Raw genomic sequence first — 16,949 nt, 5'->3', positions numbered from 1 at the left:
GTCATGAGTGGCACCGCTGGTCGGGTCCTACTCCTTGGTGGCGCCGGCGAGCATGCCGCTGACCAGGAAGCGCTGGGCGAACAGGAAGACGACCAGCACCGGTGTGATGGCCAGCAGCGTCGCCAGTGCCAGCTGGGGACGCTCGATCGCGAGGTTGCCGACGGCCGGGTTGAAGGACGGCACGTTGCTGAGCAGGCTTCCGACGCCCACCTGGATGGGCATCTGGCTGCTCTCGGGGAGCATCACGTACGGCAGGAAGTAGTTGGTCCAGTTGGCGACGAAGCTGAAGAAACCCACGAGCGCGATGACCGGGGTCGCCAACGGCAGCGCGATGTGCCGGAACACGCCGAACTCCGAGCAGCCGTCCATCCGGGCCGCCGCCAGCAGATCCTTCGGTACGGCGGTGGTGAAGTAGATGTACGTCAGGTACACGCCGAACGGGTAGAACGAGTACGGCAGGATGATCGACCACATCGTGCCGATCAGGTGTACCGCGTTGATCTCCAGGAACAGCGGCACGACCAGTGTGGCGGTCGGCATGAGCATCACGACCAGCGTCGCAAGGAGCAGGGTGTGCCGGCCGCGGAACTCGGTCATGGCCAGGGCGTATCCCGCGGGGATGGCGACAGCGAGCGTGATGACCAGCGAGATCACCGCGTACAACGTGGAGTTGCCCAGCCACTGCAGGACGGCGTCGTCCTGGAACGCGGTGAGGTGGTCCCAGTTGGCCTTGAAGGCGTGCCAGGAGCCGAAGGACAGCGGGTTGCCATGGACGAGTTGCTCGTCGGTCTTGGTCGCCGCGAGGACGAGCCACAGCACCGGCAGCACGAAGAACACCAGGAAGACGAGGAGCACGGAGCCGGTCAGGAGGCGGGGCACGAGGCGACGCGGGGGCCGTGGGCGCCGCCCCTCGGGGGCCTGGTGGTGCGCTCGTCTCATGACGCTTGGTCCCCGTTCCATGAGTGGTGTGGCGGCGGTCGGGTCGGCAGGGGTCTTAGTCGGCATCGAAGAACCCCGACCGTGCGACGAAGACGGCGGCGGCCGACACGCTGACGACCAGGAGCTCCACCGAGACCGCGGCGGCGCCGTTGATGTTGTTCATCTGGAAGGCGAAGTCGTATGTCAGCTGGTTGAGCGAGTAGTCGCGTCCGGCCACGCCCACGCTGGCCAGGGACAGCAACTGCGGTTCCACGAAGAGCTGGGCGCCGCCCGCGAAGGCCAGGATCACCATGTACACGATCCACTTGCGGAGCATCGGTATCTGTACGTGCCAGGCGGTCTGCCAGGCGCCCGCGCCATCGATGCGCGCGGCTTCCATGACGTCCTGGGGGATGTTGTTGAGAGCGCCGTAGATGACGACGATCCAGCCGCCCGCACCGGTCCAGAACGCGATGACCGTGAACAGCAGGGGCAGGTTGCCGGGTGCGATCACCTCGCCGAAGGTGTGGAACCCCAGCGCACCCAGCAGCGAACTGACCGGGCTCACCGCCGGGTCCAGCATGAACAGCCACACCAGCACGCTCGCGGCGCCGGCGAGGGCTCCGGGAATGTAGAAGAAGAAGCGCAGGGACTTGCTGACGGTGCCGGAGGCGAGACGGTGCAGCAGCAGCGCCAAGGCCACCACGAACACCACGAGTGAGACCAGCCAGAACAGGAGGTACAGCGCGACATGGCCTACGGCGTCCATGAACCGGAAGTCCTGCGCCGTGGTGATGAAGTTGCTGAAGCCGGTGAAGGTGCCCCCGGCGTCGGTGAAGGCGAAGTAGATCGCGTAGGCGGTCGGAAGGACGCCGAACGCGATCAGCAGGAGCACGTAGGCGGCGACGAAGGCGATGCCGGCCCGGCTCTGCCGGGCGGCGCCGCGCGGGCGCCGGTGGGCAGAGCCGGCCGCAGAGGGGCTGAGGGTCACTGCGCGACCTTGTATCCGTTGGACTTGGCGTACTTGACGATGGAGTCCTGCCAGGCGGGCAGCATCGAGGCGATGGACTTGCCCTGGGTGATGCCCGGCTTGACGGTGGCCGCCCAGATCGCCTCCTGGCTGAACTGGCCCGAGCCCCACTCCGGCCAGACCTGGGACGCGGCGGCCGAGAGCGCGCTCAGATCGCCGGCGAAGTAGCCGGAAGCCGCCTGCCCCTTCAGCCAGGCCTCGGACGCGGGCGCGTAGGCCGGGAAGCCGGGTGCCTTCTTGCCCTGGTAGGCGTTGTCGGTGGTGACCCACTTCAGGAAGTCGGTAGCGGCCTTGACGTGCTCGGAGTGCTTGGACAGCAGCCAGGTGCCGCCGCCGACGTTGCCGGTGGACGGCGCGTTGTCTCCCTGCCACTGCGGGATGGGAGCCGCCGCTATCTGCTTGGCCGGCGTCTTGAAGGTGCCCTCGAACAGCGCGCCGCCGTACCAGGCCGGGCCGGGCATGAGCAGCACCTTGTCTGCCTTGTTCTTGCCGAAGTCCGTGCTGAAGACCCCGCTGATGGACATGGACTTGTTCTTGATCAGCACGTCCAGGAGTTTGGCCATCTTGGTACAGGCCTCGCTGGAGGTGTTCACCGACACGGCCTTCGGGCCGGTGATGTGGTTGGCGCCGCACTTGCTCGCCCACAGGTAGATCTCAGGCGTGAAGGAGTCGCCGGCGTCACCCACGAGGTAGCCCGGGTGCTCCTTGGCCACCTTCTCGCCGAGCTGCTGGAACTCCTCCCAGGTCGTCGGCACCGAGTAGCCGAACTTCTTCAGCAGCGGAGCGTTGTACCACAGCACCGCCTGGGAGAGGTCGTTGCGCAGACAGTAGAGGGTGCCGCCCACCGTGCAGACGTCGTTGGCGCCCTTCGCGAACTTCCCCAGGGACGCAGAGGGGATCAGGCCCTTGTTGAGCGGAGCGGCGAAGCCCGCGTCGACCGCCCAGGAGGCCTCGTTGTTCTGGGAGCTGAACACCACGTCCGGCCAGCCCTTGCCGGTTCGGTTGAACAGCTGGACCTTCGTCTGGAGGTAGTTCGATCCGTTGGCGTCGCCGTCGTAGCTGACGATGTTCAGCTTCACGTCCGGGTGCTGCTGCTGGTACAGCTTCGCGGCGTCCATCCGGGTCGCGTCCACCCAGACGGTCAACGCCCCGTCCTTCTGCGGCGCCTGGGCGAAACCGTCCTTGGTCGTACCGGCGGTGCTGCCGCCGCCACAGGCCGTCACGGTCAGCAACACCGTGGCTGCGCACCCGGCCAGCAGCGCCGCACGCTTCTTGCTGAGCGCCCTCTTCGGGCTGGACGAAGGCTTGTTGACGGTCATGAGTGACTCCACTGGGTTTGCAGGTTCCCCGAGCAGATGGGCGGGTCGCACGAGGGGGAGGGGCGACGCCGGGCCGTCCCTGGCCGACGTCTGACACTTAAAAGGCGACTGTGCTGCTTTCGATGTGGAAGAAATTAGCCGCCTTATCAAGGGGTTCGTCAAGAGTGTGGACGGCGTTCCTTTGGTGGGTTCGGGTCGATGACCAAGTGATCGTGCACAGTTCTAACTGAAAAGTGGCATTTGTGCGCTTGGAGACCTCAAGCTAACGTTGTGGATCTTGGCAAAATGAGTACGACTTATAACTGATCCAAGGTACGATGCTGTCGGTTCCACAGCGATCAGTCGCCTTCGCCGCAGTCACCCGGGAGAGCACAGATGGACGACACGCCAGCGATCGAAGCGGCCTTGCCGGCTCAGGTCCTTCCCGCCGCGCCCGCTGCGGTGAACGGCTCGGACGTGCGGCGTGACTACCGTCCCGGGTACGAGATCGTGGCGGAGCGGATCCTCGAGTACATCGCTGAGGAGCGGCTGGTGGCTGGTGACCGGCTGCCCACGGAGATCGACCTGGCCCAGAGGCTGAACACCAGCAGGGCGGTGGTGCGGGAAGCCGTGAAGATCCTTTCGGCGCTGGGCCGCGTACGGGCCCACAAGGGGAGGGGCCTGTTCGTCGCGGACGACGAAGGCATGCTCATCACCAGCCGCTGGGGTGGCTTCTTCCGTCCTGTCGACATCGACCACGTGCTGATGCTGTTCGAGTTCCGCAGGGTCCAGGAGATGTCCGCCAGCAGCTTGGCTGCCACCCGCGCCACCCCTTCGGAACTGCGCACCATCGAGGTGGCCGTGGAGCAGTGCCGGCACGGGTTCGTCCACGGCCAGGTCGACGAGTTCAACCAGGCGGACGACGACTTCCATGCGGCCGTGTCCGCGGCCTCGCACAACACCTTCCTCGTCAGCGCCGTGCGGGACGCGCGACGTCTGCAGCGCCAGTCCAGCGCCATCGGTATCCATGACACGCTCGGCGAGAACACCGAGGCGGCCGTCGCGGAACACGAGGTGATCTACCGGGCCATCCGTGACGGCCGCCCAGACGAGGCGGCGCAGGCCAGCGCGGCACACCTCGACAGAACCCTGGAGGACTACCGGCGCGAGATCCAGCGGCGCCTGTTCGGGTAGCGCTGCACTTTGGCGCGCCATACGCGCCCAGGGCTCGCCAGTTGGTGCATCGACCCGGCCCCACCCCCATGTCGCCATGTGGTGTCAAGCCGCTTGAAGGAGTCCTTCCGCGTTCGGCTGGTTCGCCCGTTCAAGGATCTTGAAGGTCTGGCGACAGCTGCGGATCCAGAAGATCTGGCGACAGACGTTGCGTTTGAGGCACCGCTGCGCGGGACGGGATTTCCTGCCCTTGCCGGCGGTCGGCCCACTAGGCGTGGCGTGCAAGGCGGGAGGGCTGTTTCCATCCAATGTTTCGAGCGAGTTTCTATCCATCAACCTGGACTTCACGTTATGTTTCGCGTCGAAAAACCGCCAAACATGTGATGACTCCTGACGGAGGACTGAATCGTGGAGATCACCAGACGGCAGCTCGGCCGGCTCGCCGCGGTCGGCACCGGGACGCTTCTGATACCGGGCCTGCTGCCACCAAGCACGGCGGCGGCAGCCTCACCTCAGGCTCCTCCGGCCGGCACGTGGGGCGACCAGGGCGACGGTACCTACGTCAATCCCGTCCTCCCGGGCGACTTCAGCGACTGGGACTGCATACGGGTCGGCGCCGACTACTACGGCATCACCAGCACGTTCGGATACTCGCCCGGCGTGGCCGTCCTGCACTCGAAGGACCTGGTCAACTGGCGGACGCTCGGCGGCGCGGTCGACGATGTCACCCGCATCGGACCGGAGCTGAACTGGGACCGGATGAACCGCTTCGGGCGTGGCGTGTGGGCCGGCGCCATCCGGTACCACGCGGGGCGGTACTGGGTGTACTTCAACACGCCCGACGAAGGCTTCTTCATGACGTCGGCCCCGTCGCCGACCGGGCCCTGGGAGCCGTTGACGTCGGTGTGGCGGACCTCCGGCTGGGACGACCCGTGCCCGTTCTGGGACGACGACGGCCAGGGTTACCTGGTCACCACGCACTACTCGGACAGCTACAAGATAAACCTGTTCAAGCTGTCCGAGGACGGCAAGTCGCTGGTCGGTTCGCCCACGGTCATCCACCAGTCGCCGGGCAGCGAGGCCAACAAGCTGTACAAGATCAACGGTCTCTACTACCACCTCTACAGCGAGGTGAAGTCCGAGGGCCGGGTGCTCATGATGAACCGCGGCTCCAGCCTCACCGGCCCGTTCGAGACCCGGCAGTTGGAGCACGTCAACGTCTCGGTGGACCGCGAGCCCAACCAGGGCGGCCTGGTGCAGACTCCGGACGGCTCCTGGTACTTCGTGACCCATCACGGCCACGGCGACTGGGAGGGGCGCCCGTTGTCCCTGCTGCCGGTGACCTGGGTGGACGGCTGGCCGATCCTGGGCGCGGTGGGTGCGGACGGCATCGGCAACATGGTGTGGACGGGCCAGGTGCCGGCCGGCGGCACGCCAGGTATGCCGGTCGACGCGCTGCCCGCCGTAGTGACAAGCGACCCCTTGGAGCCCTCAAGGGGTCCTTGCACGCTCGAGGTTGACCTGCTGTTTCCGGCACCCACAGCGCAGCGACGCCGCCGGTGCGGACGCCGAGCGGCGTTTTGCCGCTCCGGACCGGCCGCTGCGCGGAATCGGCCGAACCGTGGACCTGCGACGGGCGGAGCAACCCGCAGTGGACTCTCAGCTGACCCGCTGACCCGCTGACCGGCGGAGCCGACGGATGCAACGCACCCCTCAGAAGCTCCAGCGCTGCGGCGTGCCCGTCCTCACGGCGCAGAAAGGCCTGGACCAGTAGCGTCGGGTCGGCGGTCACGCCGGCCTCCGCCAGCGCGGTGAGGTAGCCGGCCTTGCGGGTCAGGCAGACGGGGTGGTCCGGACCGGTGATCATGGCGATGCGGCGGTGCCCCAGCTCCAGCAAATGCCGGGTCGCGGTGTGGCCGCCTCGAAAGTTGGTGGTGCCGACGAAGGGAACGTCGTCGGGGAGTTCGTCCACCGGGTCGAAGACGATCAGGGGAATCCCCTTGGCGTGCAGCTGCGCGCGTTCGGCCGGCGTCAGTTGGGCGACCGACACCACGCAGTTGGGGCGACGGTTGATGGTGTCCTCAACGGTCCTGGCCTGGCCGTCGCGGGAAGCGACTCGGTGACCGTCAGACCGAAGCGGTGCTTGCGGGCCACCCGTTCCACGCCTCGGATGACCTCGGTCGCCCACATGCTCTCCAGATCGCGGAACAGCAGCTCCACCGTATTGCTGCGATTGGCGATCGGCTTGCGGTAGCCGTGGAGGGTGATGAACTCTTCAACGCGGGCGCGGGTCTGGTCGGAGACCCCCGTGCGCCGGTTGAGCACCTTCGACACGGTGGGGATGGAGACGCCTGCGGCTTCCGCGATGCAGGCGATCGTGACCGATCCGGACCCTTCTCCTTGCGGGCGCTGGTCTTCAGCCGCCGGTTCGCCCGTTCGGTAGTCCGTTGTCACGCTCACCCTTCCAGATTCCCTGTTCCCTTGCGCCGCCCCGGGGCCCGTCAGTCACGATGTCCCGGCGGCCTGGTGGGGCGGCCATTGCGGCATTCCTGACCCGACTCCGGGACTGCCGTCACGGCCGACGTGAGTGGTTTCCGAAACGTTGACCGCTGCATGACGCGAGACATCTTTTCAGGGAAACGAAAAGGAAGCAAAATAGAAATTTTCTCTGGGGCGCCGCTGTGTGGCCCCTTGCTGGATGCGACAGCGCGGACGGGTCGACTCGGCCACGACGATCACGAACCGTTGGCTCCCGCATCTCGCCGGCCCATGGCCCGCACTACGGGCAACTCGTGTTGCAGGCTGCCCACCGAACCGGTCACTCAGTCCAGCTCCGGCCCCTGGCTCACCGGAACGGAAGAGAGCGACACGTCGTCGACGAGAAGAGAGCGACACGTCGTCGACGAAGTCCAACGCCGGGGCCAAGGAGGCTGCGGAAGAGAGGAGTTGTTGCCGACACTCCAGTAATCGTTGTCACGTTCCGAATCCCGCACAGGCGTATCTCATAGCCGGCAGCTCACATCGGATAGAGCCGTGCACGAGCCCTGTCGAGTCGCCGCATCTGCCCCAATGACCAACCACAGAGTTGACCAACAGGCGACGCTGAGGTGTTTGATGGGTGAACCGAGCCCGTCTTTCAGGTGACGGGGGCCATTGACCTGGAATCCTGGAATTGATTGGGCTGGCGAATTCATACCGGTGATCAACCCCTCACGCTGGAGGGCCGGTTACGTCTGAACCCGACCGAGAAGAAGGAGCAGGGCGTCCCGTCGAGTCGGCCACCTCGGAGTTGTTCGCTCCAACGATCCGAGTTGATGACCAACTCGCCTCCGCCGAGAATCCTTTGTACCCGTCGGTGGCCTCCCGGCTGCCCGCCCAGCGTCATGACAGCACGTCAGCGCTGCCGGCAACCGTCGACCCGTACCTCGTCGGAGCGGAGCGCGGATGGCTTCCCGGAGATCACCACGGGTGGCCTCGTCGCAGAGAACAGTACGTTTCCAGCACCGGAGTACCTCATGCCGTGCGATTCCCGATTTCGGGGTCCCCTCGCCTCCGCCGACTCGCTGTCGATCGCCGTGGTCAGCCGCAACGGAACCAGGCCGCCCCTGCCCGCCGAGATCGAGTGGCGCCTGATCCGCCACCCTCATGAAATCGGGGTACGTGACCAGGTGTTACTTTTCCATGGATCAGGCATGGCTGAGGAAGTGGGACGCTTTTCGGCCGGGTCGAGAGGCCGGGTTCTTCCCGCGGTCGTGTTGGCACCTGAGTTGGACTGGGGTGACGTGTCCAGGGCGCTGAGTCATGGAGCCCTCAGCTATCTGCTGGAGAACGAGTACGCCTGCCTGGTGACGGAAGCGCTTTTCTGCGCCTCCGCCGGCACCAGCATCCTCGATCCTGAGATCGCCGCCGAGCAGCTCAGAGTCGCCCGCAGTGCGAGGGGCGGACCGAATCGCTGCGGGTGTAAGGAAGGGGGAGCCCACAGGATGCCCGAGCGGCCGAAATCACTCTCTGGCCGAGAACGTGAGGTCATGGATCTGCTCGCATCCGGGGCATCAGTCAGAGACATCGCCAAGAATTTGTTCCTGGCGGAGAAGACGGTTCGAAACTATCTTGCTCGCATTTACATGAAGATGGAGGTCCACAGCCAGTCGGAGGCGATACTGCGCTGGCTGGGTCACTTGCCGCCTCCGAGTGCGGGGGAAGGTCCTCCGCGACAATGGGAGCGCTCGCCTCATGTCCTGGTGTAGCGGGCGATGCCCGTAAGGCGCACCGGCCCGGTGGGCGCGATCCGCGTCGCGACCACCGGGCTGCTCCTGATGTCGGAGAGTGTTAAGAACCTCAGTTCACGTTCCACGTCTGGGAGACGTTGCCCGGCACAACCTGGCTGAAGGAGGCGGCGGAGTTCCAGTCGCCACAACCGGGCTTCCGGTACATGTCGAAGTGGACGCGGTCGCCGCTGTTCACCGACAGGTCGGCGAAGAGGGTGGTTCCGCGCGAGGCGGCGAAGCACTCCGTGCTGCCGTTCGTCGTGTCGGTGATGGCCACGGAGGTCGCGTCGGCCGAGATGAGATTGCCGTTGACGGCAATCCTCGAAGCGGTTGCCGCGGATGCCGGCGAGGCGGCGACGGCGATGGCGAGCAGCGTCGCCACGCCGGTGGCGGAAGCGGCGGCAACCATGCGGCTCGGGGTCCTGAGAGAGCGCATCAGCAGTCCAATCTGCGAGTGGGGGTATTTCCCGTTCAAGCCATGTGATGGCCGGAGACCGGGCACGCGGAGTTCCTGTCGCCCGAGCCGGTGCGATCAGGCGGTGTGCGGAAGTCCGACTCGCCCGAGTGGCCACGACCGTCGTCGGTGCGAAGAAATACAACCGCGTCGCACATGGATTATGAGGAGGAAGAAGAAGGCGCTGATAGAGTCATTTGCCTCAACATCGTTTGCGTCTACGTCCGTCAGCGGTCCGAGAGTCCGCGTTCGAAGAACGTGACAATGCTGCGGACGGTGCAGTTCTGACTGGTCGTGGAGTGTTGTCCGGGGCCCGTGGCGAACACACCCATTGATCGCGGATCTGTGTGCGACGAGCCGAGGCCGTTCGGAGGGTTGCTCAGGAGTCCGGGACCCCGTGGCGGTGCTCGGGCGTGCAGGCGTTCGCGAGGGGCAGCCGTTCCTCCTGAGTGGAGACGGGTCTTATGACCTGCAGTTGTCGGCGGTGTCGATGTGCCGGTAACCCGCGGCCAGGCGCTCTCGCTGGCGGCCGCAGTCTCGACGTCGGGATGAGGAAAGCGCCGAAGTCGATCAGCGGGTGTTCACCCGGAGGTCAGTGGGGGCGCTCACTGGTCCTGGCTCACCTGCGCGAGGCGTACCTCCTCCGCGTCGAGCTGTTCCTGCACCTGCAGCACCTTTGAGCCCGCGGTCACACCGGCGATCACCGGTTCGAGGACCGTCGGGTCCGTCAGGGCGTTGACGGTCCGCAAGTTCCTGGTTGGCAAGCCTGCGTTCGGCGACCTCGTCGAGCACGTCGCTCTCGTGCGTGGCCACCGCGGCGGCCGCCCACCGTCAGCAACGGATCCCGCCGAAACCGGCGGTGCCGCCGGTTGGGCCGAAAGACCTGAATCAATACCGGGAATCAGGCCGCGACGAGCTCCGGCTCGCGGTCCGGCGTCCTGACCTTGGGCTTCTTGTTCGGCAGCGAGAGCCGGACGACCTTGCGCCACGCGGAGAACACCTGCTTGGGCAGCGGCCCGGTGACGTACTCCAGCTCGTACTTCTCGAACAACGCGCGCACCTTCACCGCGACCTCGGCGTACCGGTTGCTCGGCAGGTCCGGGAACAGGTGGTGCTCGATCTGGTGTGACAGATTGCCGGTCATGAAGTGCATGGCCTTGCTGCCGCTGATGTTCGCCGAGCCCATCATCTGGCGCAGGTACCACTGGCCGCGCGTCTCGCCCTTGATCGACCGGCGCTCGAAGACCTGCACGCCCTCGGGGAAGTGCCCGCACATGATCACCGAGTGGGACCAGATGTTGCGGACCAGGTTGGCGGTGAACGTGGCGCCGAGCGTGGTGAGGAACGACGGGCCCGACAGCAGCGGGTGGATCACGTAGTCCTTGAGCACCTGCTTGCGGATCTTGCGGCCCACGGCCCTGGCCCGCGCGCGGAACTCCGGGCTCTTGCGGCGGCGCTTGTGCAGGTTCTTGCCGAGTTCGAGGTCGTACGCTGCGATGCCGTACTCGAAGAAGCAGGCGTTGATGAAGTTCCACAGCGGCTGGCCGAGGTGGAACGGGTGCCATTTCTGGTCTTCGTCGACGCGCATGATGCCGTAGCCGAGGTCGTTGTCCTTGCCGATCACGTTGGTGTACGTGTGGTGCAGCTCGTTGTGCGAGTGCTTCCACTGCTCGGCCGGCGAGACGTGATCCCAGTCCCAGGTGGTGGAGTGGATCTTCGGGTCCCGCATCCAGTCCCACTGGCCGTGCAGGACGTTGTGGCCGATCTCCATGTTGTCCATGATCTTCGCCACGGACAGACCGGCGGTGCCGATCAGCCACGCGGGCGGGAAGATCGAGAACAGCAGTACGCCCCTGCTGACCAGCTCGAGCTTGCGCTGCGCCGAGATGACCTTGCGGATGTAGGCGGCGTCTTTCTCGCCGCGGTCGGCGATCACCTCGTCGCGGATCGCGTCCAGCTCGCGGCCGAGCTCCTCGATCTGCTCCGCGGTCAGGTGGGCGGTGGGGTCGATGGCGGTCAAGGTGCTCCTACCGTTCGATGGCGCAGGGGCCCGCCGCGGCGGACACGCAGGTCTGGATGATGACGCCCGGCTCGGCCTCGGTGATCTCGCCGGTGCGCAGGTCGCGGACGGCGCCCGCCTTGAGCGGTGTGACGCAGCCGAAGCAGATGCCCATGCGGCACCCGGACGGCATGAGCACGCCGGCCTCCTCGCCGACGTCCAGCAACGGCGTGGCGCCGTCCGCGTCGACGGTCTTGCCGGTGGTGCTGAACGTGACCTCGCCTCCGTCGCCGGCGACGACGATGCCGGGGCGGAAGCGTTCGGTGTGCAGGCACTCTTGGACGCCGTGCTCGCTCCAGTGCTCTTCGGCGGCGTCGAGCAGGCCCGCGGGCCCGCAAGCCCAGGTCTCCCGCTCGGCCCAGTCGGGCACGAGGTCATCGAGACGGGCGATGTCGAGCACGCCGTCCGTGTCGGTGTGCAGCTCGGTCAGACGCAGCTTCTTGTCCGCGACCAGGTCGTGCAGATCGTTGCGGAAGATCACGTCTTGCGGCTGTGGCGCGGAGTGGACCATGACGACGTCGTCGAACTCGGTGTCGCGCAGCATGCCCATGACCGGCGTGATGCCGCTGCCGGCCGTCAGGAAGAGCACCTTGGCGGGCTTGGCCTCCGGCAGCACGAAGTCGCCGGTCGCCTGGTCGAGCTGGATCAGTGTGCCCGGTTTCGCCCTGCGGACCAGGTGGTTGCTGACCTTGCCGTCCGGGATCGCCTTCACGGTGATCGTGACGCGGCCGTCCTGGCGGTTTGTCGGCGAGGTGACCGAGTAGGCACGCCACAGGCGCACCCCGTCGACGTCGACCCCGATCCGCACGTACTGACCGGCCGTGTGGCCGCGCCAGCCTCGTCCCGGCCTGATCACGATGGTCGCGGCGTCACCCGTCTCGGGGTGCACGGCCTCGATGCGCCCACGCAGGTCAGCGCCCGCACGTAGCGGGCTGACCAGGTCGAGGTAGTCCGACGGCAGCAGCGGCGTCGTGACCATCTCCAGCAGTTTCCACGCCCTACTGCGGAGGGCTGTGCTCGTCATGACTCCAGCTTGATGCGCCCCTGGGCGTAAAGTCCTGTCCGCAGGACGTAAATCTGGTCGGCAGAATTGTTCGCAGGGAACAAAACATGAGCCATGCAATCCGGAGGGCCACCGAACTGGCCCTGGATGAGACGACGGTCACCGCGCTTCGGGCCGTGCTGAAGACCACCGCCGACGAGGTCGTCCAGGCGATCATCGACGAGGTCCCTCCCTACGCCAACGCCCTTTCGGGCCGCATGGGCGGCACCATCCGCCGAGCCGTCCGCACCGCCCTGGGACATTACCTGGACCTCGCGAGCGGGAACGCCACGGGTGGCGACGCCGGTGACGCAGCCTACGAGCTGGGCCGCGGCGAGGTGCGCGACGGCCGCTCGATGGACGCCCTGCTCAGTGCCTACCGCGTCGGCGCCCGCGTGGCCTGGCGATGCCTGGCCGCGGGTGCCGTACCCGCAGGTCTGCCCGCCGCCGAGGTCGCCAAGTTCGCCGAGCTGACGTTCGCCTACATCGACGAGCTCTCCGCCGCGAGCGCCGCGGGCCATGCCGACGAACTGGCCGCCCGGGGCCGGGCTCATGAGCGCCACCTGGAACAACTGGTCCGCGACCTCCTCGCCGGCGTGAGCCCGGACGTGCTGCTGGCCTCTGCCCAACGGGCCGGGTGGCAGCCTCCGGTTTCGCTGACCGCGGTCCTGCTGCCCGCCGCCCAGGCCCGGCCTGCCTACCGCATGCTCGAACCGAGCACCCTCGTCCTCGACGATCTGCCGGACGCCTTCGGCGTGCTGCTCGTCCCCGATGCCGACCGATCACATCTCCTGAGGCAGCTGACCGACCGCACCGCCGTGGTCGGCCCGGCCCGGCCATGGACTCGCGCGTCCGACTCGTACGCACGAGCCGTACGTGCCCGGTCCCTCTCCTCTGATATTCGCGACACCGAGGACCACCTGCCCGAGCTGGTGCTGAGCGCGGACGCGGACGCGTTCGCCGACCTGCGTGCCCGAGCCCTCGCACCGTTGCGGACCTTGCCTGTCGCGACCGCGCGGCGGCTGGAGGAGACGTTGCGGGCGTGGCTGCTGCACCAGGGCAGGCGGGACGAGGTGGCGGCGGCGCTGTTCGTCCATCCCCAGACCGTCCGGTACCGGATGTCGCAGCTGCGGGAGCTGTTTCCGGATCTCGCATCGCCGCAGCGGGTCCTTGAACTGACGCTGGCGGTCGGCCTTCGGGTCGGCTGACGCGTTCTTCGACCGTCCATGAGCGGTCCAGGAATCGTGCCATGTGCTTCGACCTGGGCGAAGAGGCGGCGCTGTGTGGATACGTCGCCCATGGCCGAGATGTGGTTCGCATCGTCGAGCAGCGGCCCGGTATCCCAGACATGCAGTGGGAATCGGGCAAGTTCCCATTCCAGGTACTTGTTGTAAGGGCGGGGGCGCCGGTCCAGGGCGAAGAGCAACTCCAGCAGGAACCTGGTGCTGTCGACGGCGTCGAGTCGGGCCGCGAGGGCATGTCCGTCGCGGTCGTTCTTTACCGAGCGGTAGAGGGAGTTGGCGTAGGCATCGAGCCATGCGCCTGCCTCGTGGAAGGCTTCGTCGGCGGCGAGCCGTTCCTTGCCGGCCAGAATCTGGGCGATGACTCCGTCGAGCCGGTCGAGCACGATCCGAACTAGGGCGAGGGCGTACCGCTCGAAGCCGGGCGTTCCGGCGGCGCGGAACTCGTTGAGCGAGACGACGACGAGGTCGAGTTCTGCCGTGCGGTGCCCCGCGAACCGGGTGAGTTCCGTCGTTGCCCCATCGGCGAGGACGACGTACAGGTCGTGGTCGGAGTGCTCGGTGGGCATGCCCTCGTGGGCCTGGGAACCTTCGAGGACAAGACGTATTGCGCGAGGACCAGTTCGGTGATCCCCACCGACCCCCGGAAGCCCGGATCGATCTGGTCACCTACCCCGAAGCCGTCGTTCTCACCGGCCTGTTCGCCTCACCGCACTGGCGAGAGCACCCCCGGCTGCCGACCGAGGCGGCACACTGCCCCGGCATCGCTCCCCGGCACCTTCTCCTGCAACTCCGGTCCGATTGAGGGCCGGGCCAGCCACATCATTCTGTGGAATCACTGCTCGTCAACTCTCACGAGCAGAGGGCTTTACCTGCCCGGTCACATCCCGGTGGACCCGTCGATGCATTCGCGCAGGAGATCGGCGTGGCCGTTGTGACGCGCGTACTCAGCGATCATGTCCACCATGATCCTTCGCAGTGAGATCGGCTCGCCGGTCCTCTTGCGGATCCCTGTTTCATCCAGCGATTCGGCAGCGGCCGTGATCTGCCTGGAGTGCTCGCACTCTGTCCGCCAGACGGCGAACGCTTCCTCGACGTCACCTTCCAGGCTGTCGAAGTCCTGGTCGGGGTCATCGTCGGAGTAGTAGAGCATCGGAACGTCCTCGCCGACGAACTGAATGCGGAACCACCAGCGCTCGACGCCGGCCAGATGCCGCACCATGCCATGCAGGGACAGGCCGGAGGGCGGCACCGCCCGTTCGGACAGCTGCTCCGCAGGCAGGCCGGCGCACTTGAGCTCGAAGGTTGCCCGGTGCCAGTCCAGGACCGCGCCCAGCGTCTCCCTTTCGCCACCGACGGCGGGCGGAATCGGGCGCGTGTCGTTGTTCCACCGGGGTGCATAGTGCTTGGGGGCGGCTGTGTCGGTCATCATCTGCCTTCCGGGCCGGAGATGGGCCGAGTCTGGCAGGCACCACTGACATCGCGCCTGACCTGCGGGTCGCTGCTCGACGTCGAGCAGTGCGGCGGCAAGGGGAACACTCAACTGGCGGTGTCGGCGCGGCTGGGACGGGGCGCCGCCGGTGACACCGGAAACTGCCACCTTCACGGCGAATCCTGGAAGCAGGTGTCTCATCGTCCTGACGAGGCCCAGCTCAGGAAGCACCACCCACGCCGTGATCGATGAGACGCACACTCGACACTGGCCGAAGTCCTCCCGGGACGCCTTCTTTTGCCCTCCGCGAGTCGCGACTCAGCATGTCACCCCGCAGGTCAGCGGCCCCACTTCAACAAGATCCAACGAGACAGGACAGTCAGCCCGCGGCGGGGTGGGTGAGAACGTTGGTGGACAACGGGTCGATGGTGATCCCTGAGGGCCGGTCCGGGCCGGACGGCCACCAGGGGGCTCCGACCGAGGCCCACAGGACTGCGCCGACGCCGCCAGAGCTCGCCGGGACCGGGCCGACCGGCAGGGCGATGCGGACCCGGACGGTCCGTGACGCACCCGGCGCAAGGGCGAACACATCGGTCTCTGCGTACGTTCGTCCGGTCAGGTCCTCCCACCGGCCTCCGCGGTCGATCGACCAGCGCACGTGCTGCACGGACGCGTCCTTTGCCCCGGGTGTCAGGGAGACCGCGATGCGCAAGCCGGAGCGGGTGCGCTCGCCCGCCGAGTTGCGCACCCGCACGGACCACTCCACCGCCGGGCCGCCCGAGGCGGCCTTGAGAATGTCCGGGACCGTGACCGTGAGGTGCGTGGCGTCCACGGGAAGACGCAACCGCGCCGCGGCCGCCGTCGGATGGATGGCCGGATCCCGACCGTCCTGGACGATCTCCGCGGAAACCATGTCATAGGAGGCACGGGGCCGGTTGTTCTCGTACTCGTTCTGCTGGTCCGCGGCGAAGAGCCGTAAGTCGATCCGCGTCCGCACCTTGCCGTCTTGCGAGAGCGGCACCCGGGCGACGAACTCCCCATTGTCGTCCTGCTCGTTGGTCCAGGAGAGCTCGGTGTCCCGCCACCCTTTGTCCCCACGGACCTGGAGCCGATCGGCAACGGTCCCGACGTAGACCGCCAGGTGGCGGGGGCCGGCCTGCGCGGGGGTGAGGCCCCCGACGGAGACATGGAACGGGAGCGGCGGCCCGCCGGGTATCAGTGTGCGACCGTCCGCGCCAAGGCGGACAACCGCGTGAGACGCGGCCCGGCTCGCTGACGACTCCTGGGTCGGCGAAGCCTGCGGGCCGCCGCACCCGGCGATGGCCGTAGCCGCGGCAAGCAGCATGAACACAGCGCAGAAGCGGGGCATCCGTGACATGGGCGGTCCTCCGCACCGGATTCTATTCGCGGCACGGTCTCACGGGCCGATAGGACCCGAACACGAACGCCACCGGCACTTAGCCCTCATGGGACCAGGTGTGTCGCGGTGTCGGCTTCCCCAACTGAGCCCGTGAGCCGTGCCGCCGGCCGGTGAGGGGTGGTCAGTCATGAACAGCCACGACAAGGTCAGTCACGCCCCCGCGCAGCGGGCGCAGTTCGGCCGGGGTGAGCGGTGCCCGCGCCCCCTGTCCGGCGCGGGCCCTGACGAAGGACGGCCCGACCCGGTACAACAGCCGCGTGCCGTTCTCCTCCGCCTCCGCGAGGGCCAGGGCGAGCACCCGCAGGTCGTCGTCGCACACCGCGTCGACCACGGCCGTGCGTCCGCCGCGCAGTGAGGACAGCAGCCGCGCCGTGTGCGCGGGGCCCTCTGATCGCAGTCGTGGAGGGTGACGCGCAGGACCTCGTCCGCGGGCACGCGTCCGTCCGTCTTCTCCTCGACCCACTCGGGCAGGGACGAGCTGCGGTAGCCGAAGGTGGCGTCACGGGCGAACTCGCTCTCGCCGACCGGCAGCAGCCCGTCGGCCGTCCGCATCCAGTGGCGGGAGCCGATGGTCAGCCGGTCCGCCTCGATGTAGGCGGGGACCAATACCACTC

At 67.2% G+C, this 16,949-nt stretch carries 16 protein-coding genes and 3 pseudogenes; 5 read left to right on the top strand and 14 right to left on the bottom strand.

The window, feature by feature from the left end; genetic code table 11:
• Positions 1-27: 27 nt before the first annotated feature.
• The 3 genes from OOK07_RS00595 to OOK07_RS00585 are packed head-to-tail and all read right to left on the bottom strand — an operon-like array spanning position 28 to position 3,267.
• Positions 28-939, bottom strand: coding sequence for a carbohydrate ABC transporter permease (locus OOK07_RS00595; RefSeq protein WP_266794625.1), 912 nt, complete (start codon positions 937-939; stop codon positions 28-30).
• Positions 940-994: 55 nt separating this feature from the next.
• A complete protein-coding gene (locus OOK07_RS00590; RefSeq protein WP_266675812.1) occupies positions 995-1,909 on the bottom strand; it encodes a carbohydrate ABC transporter permease in 915 nt (304 codons plus the stop codon).
• Entirely contained in the window at positions 1,906-3,267 is a 1,362-nt protein-coding gene (locus tag OOK07_RS00585) for an ABC transporter substrate-binding protein (RefSeq protein ID WP_266675810.1), read from the bottom strand. Before OOK07_RS00585 ends, OOK07_RS00590 begins: the two co-directional genes overlap by 4 nt.
• Before the next feature lie 375 nt (positions 3,268-3,642).
• Between OOK07_RS00585 and OOK07_RS00580 the strand changes: the two genes are divergently transcribed.
• Together OOK07_RS00580 and OOK07_RS00575 are read left to right on the top strand one after the other, a co-directional pair.
• Positions 3,643-4,440, top strand: coding sequence for a FadR/GntR family transcriptional regulator (locus OOK07_RS00580; protein ID WP_266675807.1), 798 nt, complete (start codon positions 3,643-3,645; stop codon positions 4,438-4,440).
• A gap of 387 nt (positions 4,441-4,827) precedes the next feature.
• Positions 4,828-6,102 (top strand): glycoside hydrolase 43 family protein, encoded by a 1,275-nt coding sequence (locus OOK07_RS00575; protein ID WP_266794624.1) that lies wholly within the window; start codon positions 4,828-4,830, stop codon positions 6,100-6,102.
• A gap of 88 nt (positions 6,103-6,190) precedes the next feature.
• On the opposite strand, the pseudogene OOK07_RS00570 reads toward OOK07_RS00575, so the two are convergent.
• Both OOK07_RS00570 and OOK07_RS00565 read right to left on the bottom strand, forming a co-directional pair.
• Positions 6,191-6,391 (bottom strand): annotated as a pseudogene (locus OOK07_RS00570) (LacI family transcriptional regulator); the annotation flags it as partial.
• 59 nt (positions 6,392-6,450) lie between these two features.
• The gene (locus OOK07_RS00565; protein ID WP_266794623.1) at positions 6,451-6,879 is read right to left on the bottom strand and encodes a LacI family DNA-binding transcriptional regulator; all 429 of its coding nucleotides are present in this window, start codon (positions 6,877-6,879) and stop codon (positions 6,451-6,453) included.
• A 923-nt stretch (positions 6,880-7,802) separates the two neighbouring features.
• Here OOK07_RS00565 and OOK07_RS00560 point away from each other — a divergent pair.
• Positions 7,803-8,666, top strand: a complete 864-nt coding sequence (locus tag OOK07_RS00560) for a response regulator transcription factor (protein WP_266675801.1) — start codon at positions 7,803-7,805, stop codon at positions 8,664-8,666.
• A gap of 91 nt (positions 8,667-8,757) precedes the next feature.
• Here OOK07_RS00560 and OOK07_RS00555 read toward each other — a convergent pair whose 3' ends face one another.
• The 4 genes from OOK07_RS00555 to OOK07_RS00540 all read right to left on the bottom strand — a co-directional run bounded on the left by OOK07_RS00555 (position 8,758) and on the right by OOK07_RS00540 (position 12,224).
• A complete protein-coding gene (locus OOK07_RS00555) occupies positions 8,758-9,096 on the bottom strand; it encodes a hypothetical protein (RefSeq protein WP_266794622.1) in 339 nt (112 codons plus the stop codon).
• A gap of 650 nt (positions 9,097-9,746) precedes the next feature.
• Positions 9,747-9,905: a hypothetical protein gene (locus OOK07_RS00550; RefSeq protein WP_266794621.1), complete on the bottom strand. Its 159-nt coding sequence runs from the start codon at positions 9,903-9,905 to the stop codon at positions 9,747-9,749.
• 137 nt (positions 9,906-10,042) lie between these two features.
• On the bottom strand, positions 10,043-11,161 hold the full coding sequence (locus OOK07_RS00545; RefSeq protein WP_266794620.1) for a fatty acid desaturase family protein: 1,119 nt from the start codon (positions 11,159-11,161) through the stop codon (positions 10,043-10,045).
• Between the two features lie 7 nt (positions 11,162-11,168).
• Complete coding sequence (locus OOK07_RS00540; protein ID WP_266794619.1) at positions 11,169-12,224, bottom strand: ferredoxin reductase; 1,056 nt, start codon at positions 12,222-12,224, stop codon at positions 11,169-11,171.
• A gap of 86 nt (positions 12,225-12,310) precedes the next feature.
• On the opposite strand from OOK07_RS00540, the gene OOK07_RS00535 reads away from it, so the two are divergent.
• The gene (locus OOK07_RS00535; RefSeq protein WP_266794618.1) at positions 12,311-13,450 is read left to right on the top strand and encodes a PucR family transcriptional regulator; all 1,140 of its coding nucleotides are present in this window, start codon (positions 12,311-12,313) and stop codon (positions 13,448-13,450) included.
• 44 nt (positions 13,451-13,494) lie between these two features.
• Here OOK07_RS00535 and OOK07_RS00530 read toward each other — a convergent pair.
• Positions 13,495-14,100: pseudogene (locus tag OOK07_RS00530) on the bottom strand (hypothetical protein); the annotation flags it as partial.
• On the opposite strand from OOK07_RS00530, the gene OOK07_RS00525 reads away from it, so the two are divergent.
• Positions 14,091-14,288 carry a hypothetical protein gene (locus OOK07_RS00525; protein WP_266794617.1) on the top strand — a complete coding sequence of 66 codons (198 nt, stop codon included), beginning with the start codon at positions 14,091-14,093 and terminating at the stop codon, positions 14,286-14,288. The pseudogene OOK07_RS00530 and the gene OOK07_RS00525 overlap by 10 nt on opposite strands.
• 75 nt (positions 14,289-14,363) lie before the next feature.
• Here OOK07_RS00525 and OOK07_RS00520 read toward each other — a convergent pair whose 3' ends face one another.
• The 4 genes and pseudogenes from OOK07_RS00520 to OOK07_RS00505 form a co-directional block, all read right to left on the bottom strand.
• On the bottom strand, positions 14,364-14,912 hold the full coding sequence (locus OOK07_RS00520; RefSeq protein WP_266801852.1) for a DinB family protein: 549 nt from the start codon (positions 14,910-14,912) through the stop codon (positions 14,364-14,366).
• 382 nt (positions 14,913-15,294) lie between these two features.
• A complete protein-coding gene (locus tag OOK07_RS00515) occupies positions 15,295-16,293 on the bottom strand; it encodes a hypothetical protein (RefSeq protein WP_266794616.1) in 999 nt (332 codons plus the stop codon).
• A 163-nt stretch (positions 16,294-16,456) separates the two neighbouring features.
• The gene (locus tag OOK07_RS00510; protein WP_266794615.1) at positions 16,457-16,666 is read right to left on the bottom strand and encodes a hypothetical protein; all 210 of its coding nucleotides are present in this window, start codon (positions 16,664-16,666) and stop codon (positions 16,457-16,459) included.
• 143 nt (positions 16,667-16,809) lie between these two features.
• Positions 16,810-16,947 (bottom strand): annotated as a pseudogene (locus OOK07_RS00505) (four-carbon acid sugar kinase family protein); the annotation flags it as partial.
• Positions 16,948-16,949: the final 2 nt, after the last annotated feature.

It is taken from the genome of Streptomyces sp. NBC_00078 (assembly GCF_026343335.1).
Classification (GTDB): domain Bacteria; phylum Actinomycetota; class Actinomycetes; order Streptomycetales; family Streptomycetaceae; genus Streptomyces.
The sequence above is the reverse complement of the archived record's forward strand: the minus strand, read 5'-3'. Positions and strand labels throughout refer to the sequence as shown.

Excerpts from the sequence above, each read along its gene's own strand:
- OOK07_RS00595 (WP_266794625.1), bottom strand. The coding sequence starts at position 939 with ATGAGACGAGCGCACCACCAGGCCCCCGAGGGGCGGCGCCCACGGCCC.
- OOK07_RS00585 (WP_266675810.1), bottom strand. The coding sequence starts at position 3,267 with ATGACCGTCAACAAGCCTTCGTCCAGCCCGAAGAGGGCGCTCAGCAAG.
- OOK07_RS00580 (WP_266675807.1), top strand. The coding sequence starts at position 3,643 with ATGGACGACACGCCAGCGATCGAAGCGGCCTTGCCGGCTCAGGTCCTT.
- OOK07_RS00560 (WP_266675801.1), top strand. The coding sequence starts at position 7,803 with ATGACAGCACGTCAGCGCTGCCGGCAACCGTCGACCCGTACCTCGTCG.
- OOK07_RS00555 (WP_266794622.1), bottom strand. The coding sequence starts at position 9,096 with ATGGTTGCCGCCGCTTCCGCCACCGGCGTGGCGACGCTGCTCGCCATC.
- OOK07_RS00540 (WP_266794619.1), bottom strand. The coding sequence starts at position 12,224 with ATGACGAGCACAGCCCTCCGCAGTAGGGCGTGGAAACTGCTGGAGATG.
- OOK07_RS00535 (WP_266794618.1), top strand. The coding sequence starts at position 12,311 with ATGAGCCATGCAATCCGGAGGGCCACCGAACTGGCCCTGGATGAGACG.
- OOK07_RS00520 (WP_266801852.1), bottom strand. The coding sequence starts at position 14,912 with ATGACCGACACAGCCGCCCCCAAGCACTATGCACCCCGGTGGAACAAC.
- OOK07_RS00515 (WP_266794616.1), bottom strand. The coding sequence starts at position 16,293 with ATGTCACGGATGCCCCGCTTCTGCGCTGTGTTCATGCTGCTTGCCGCG.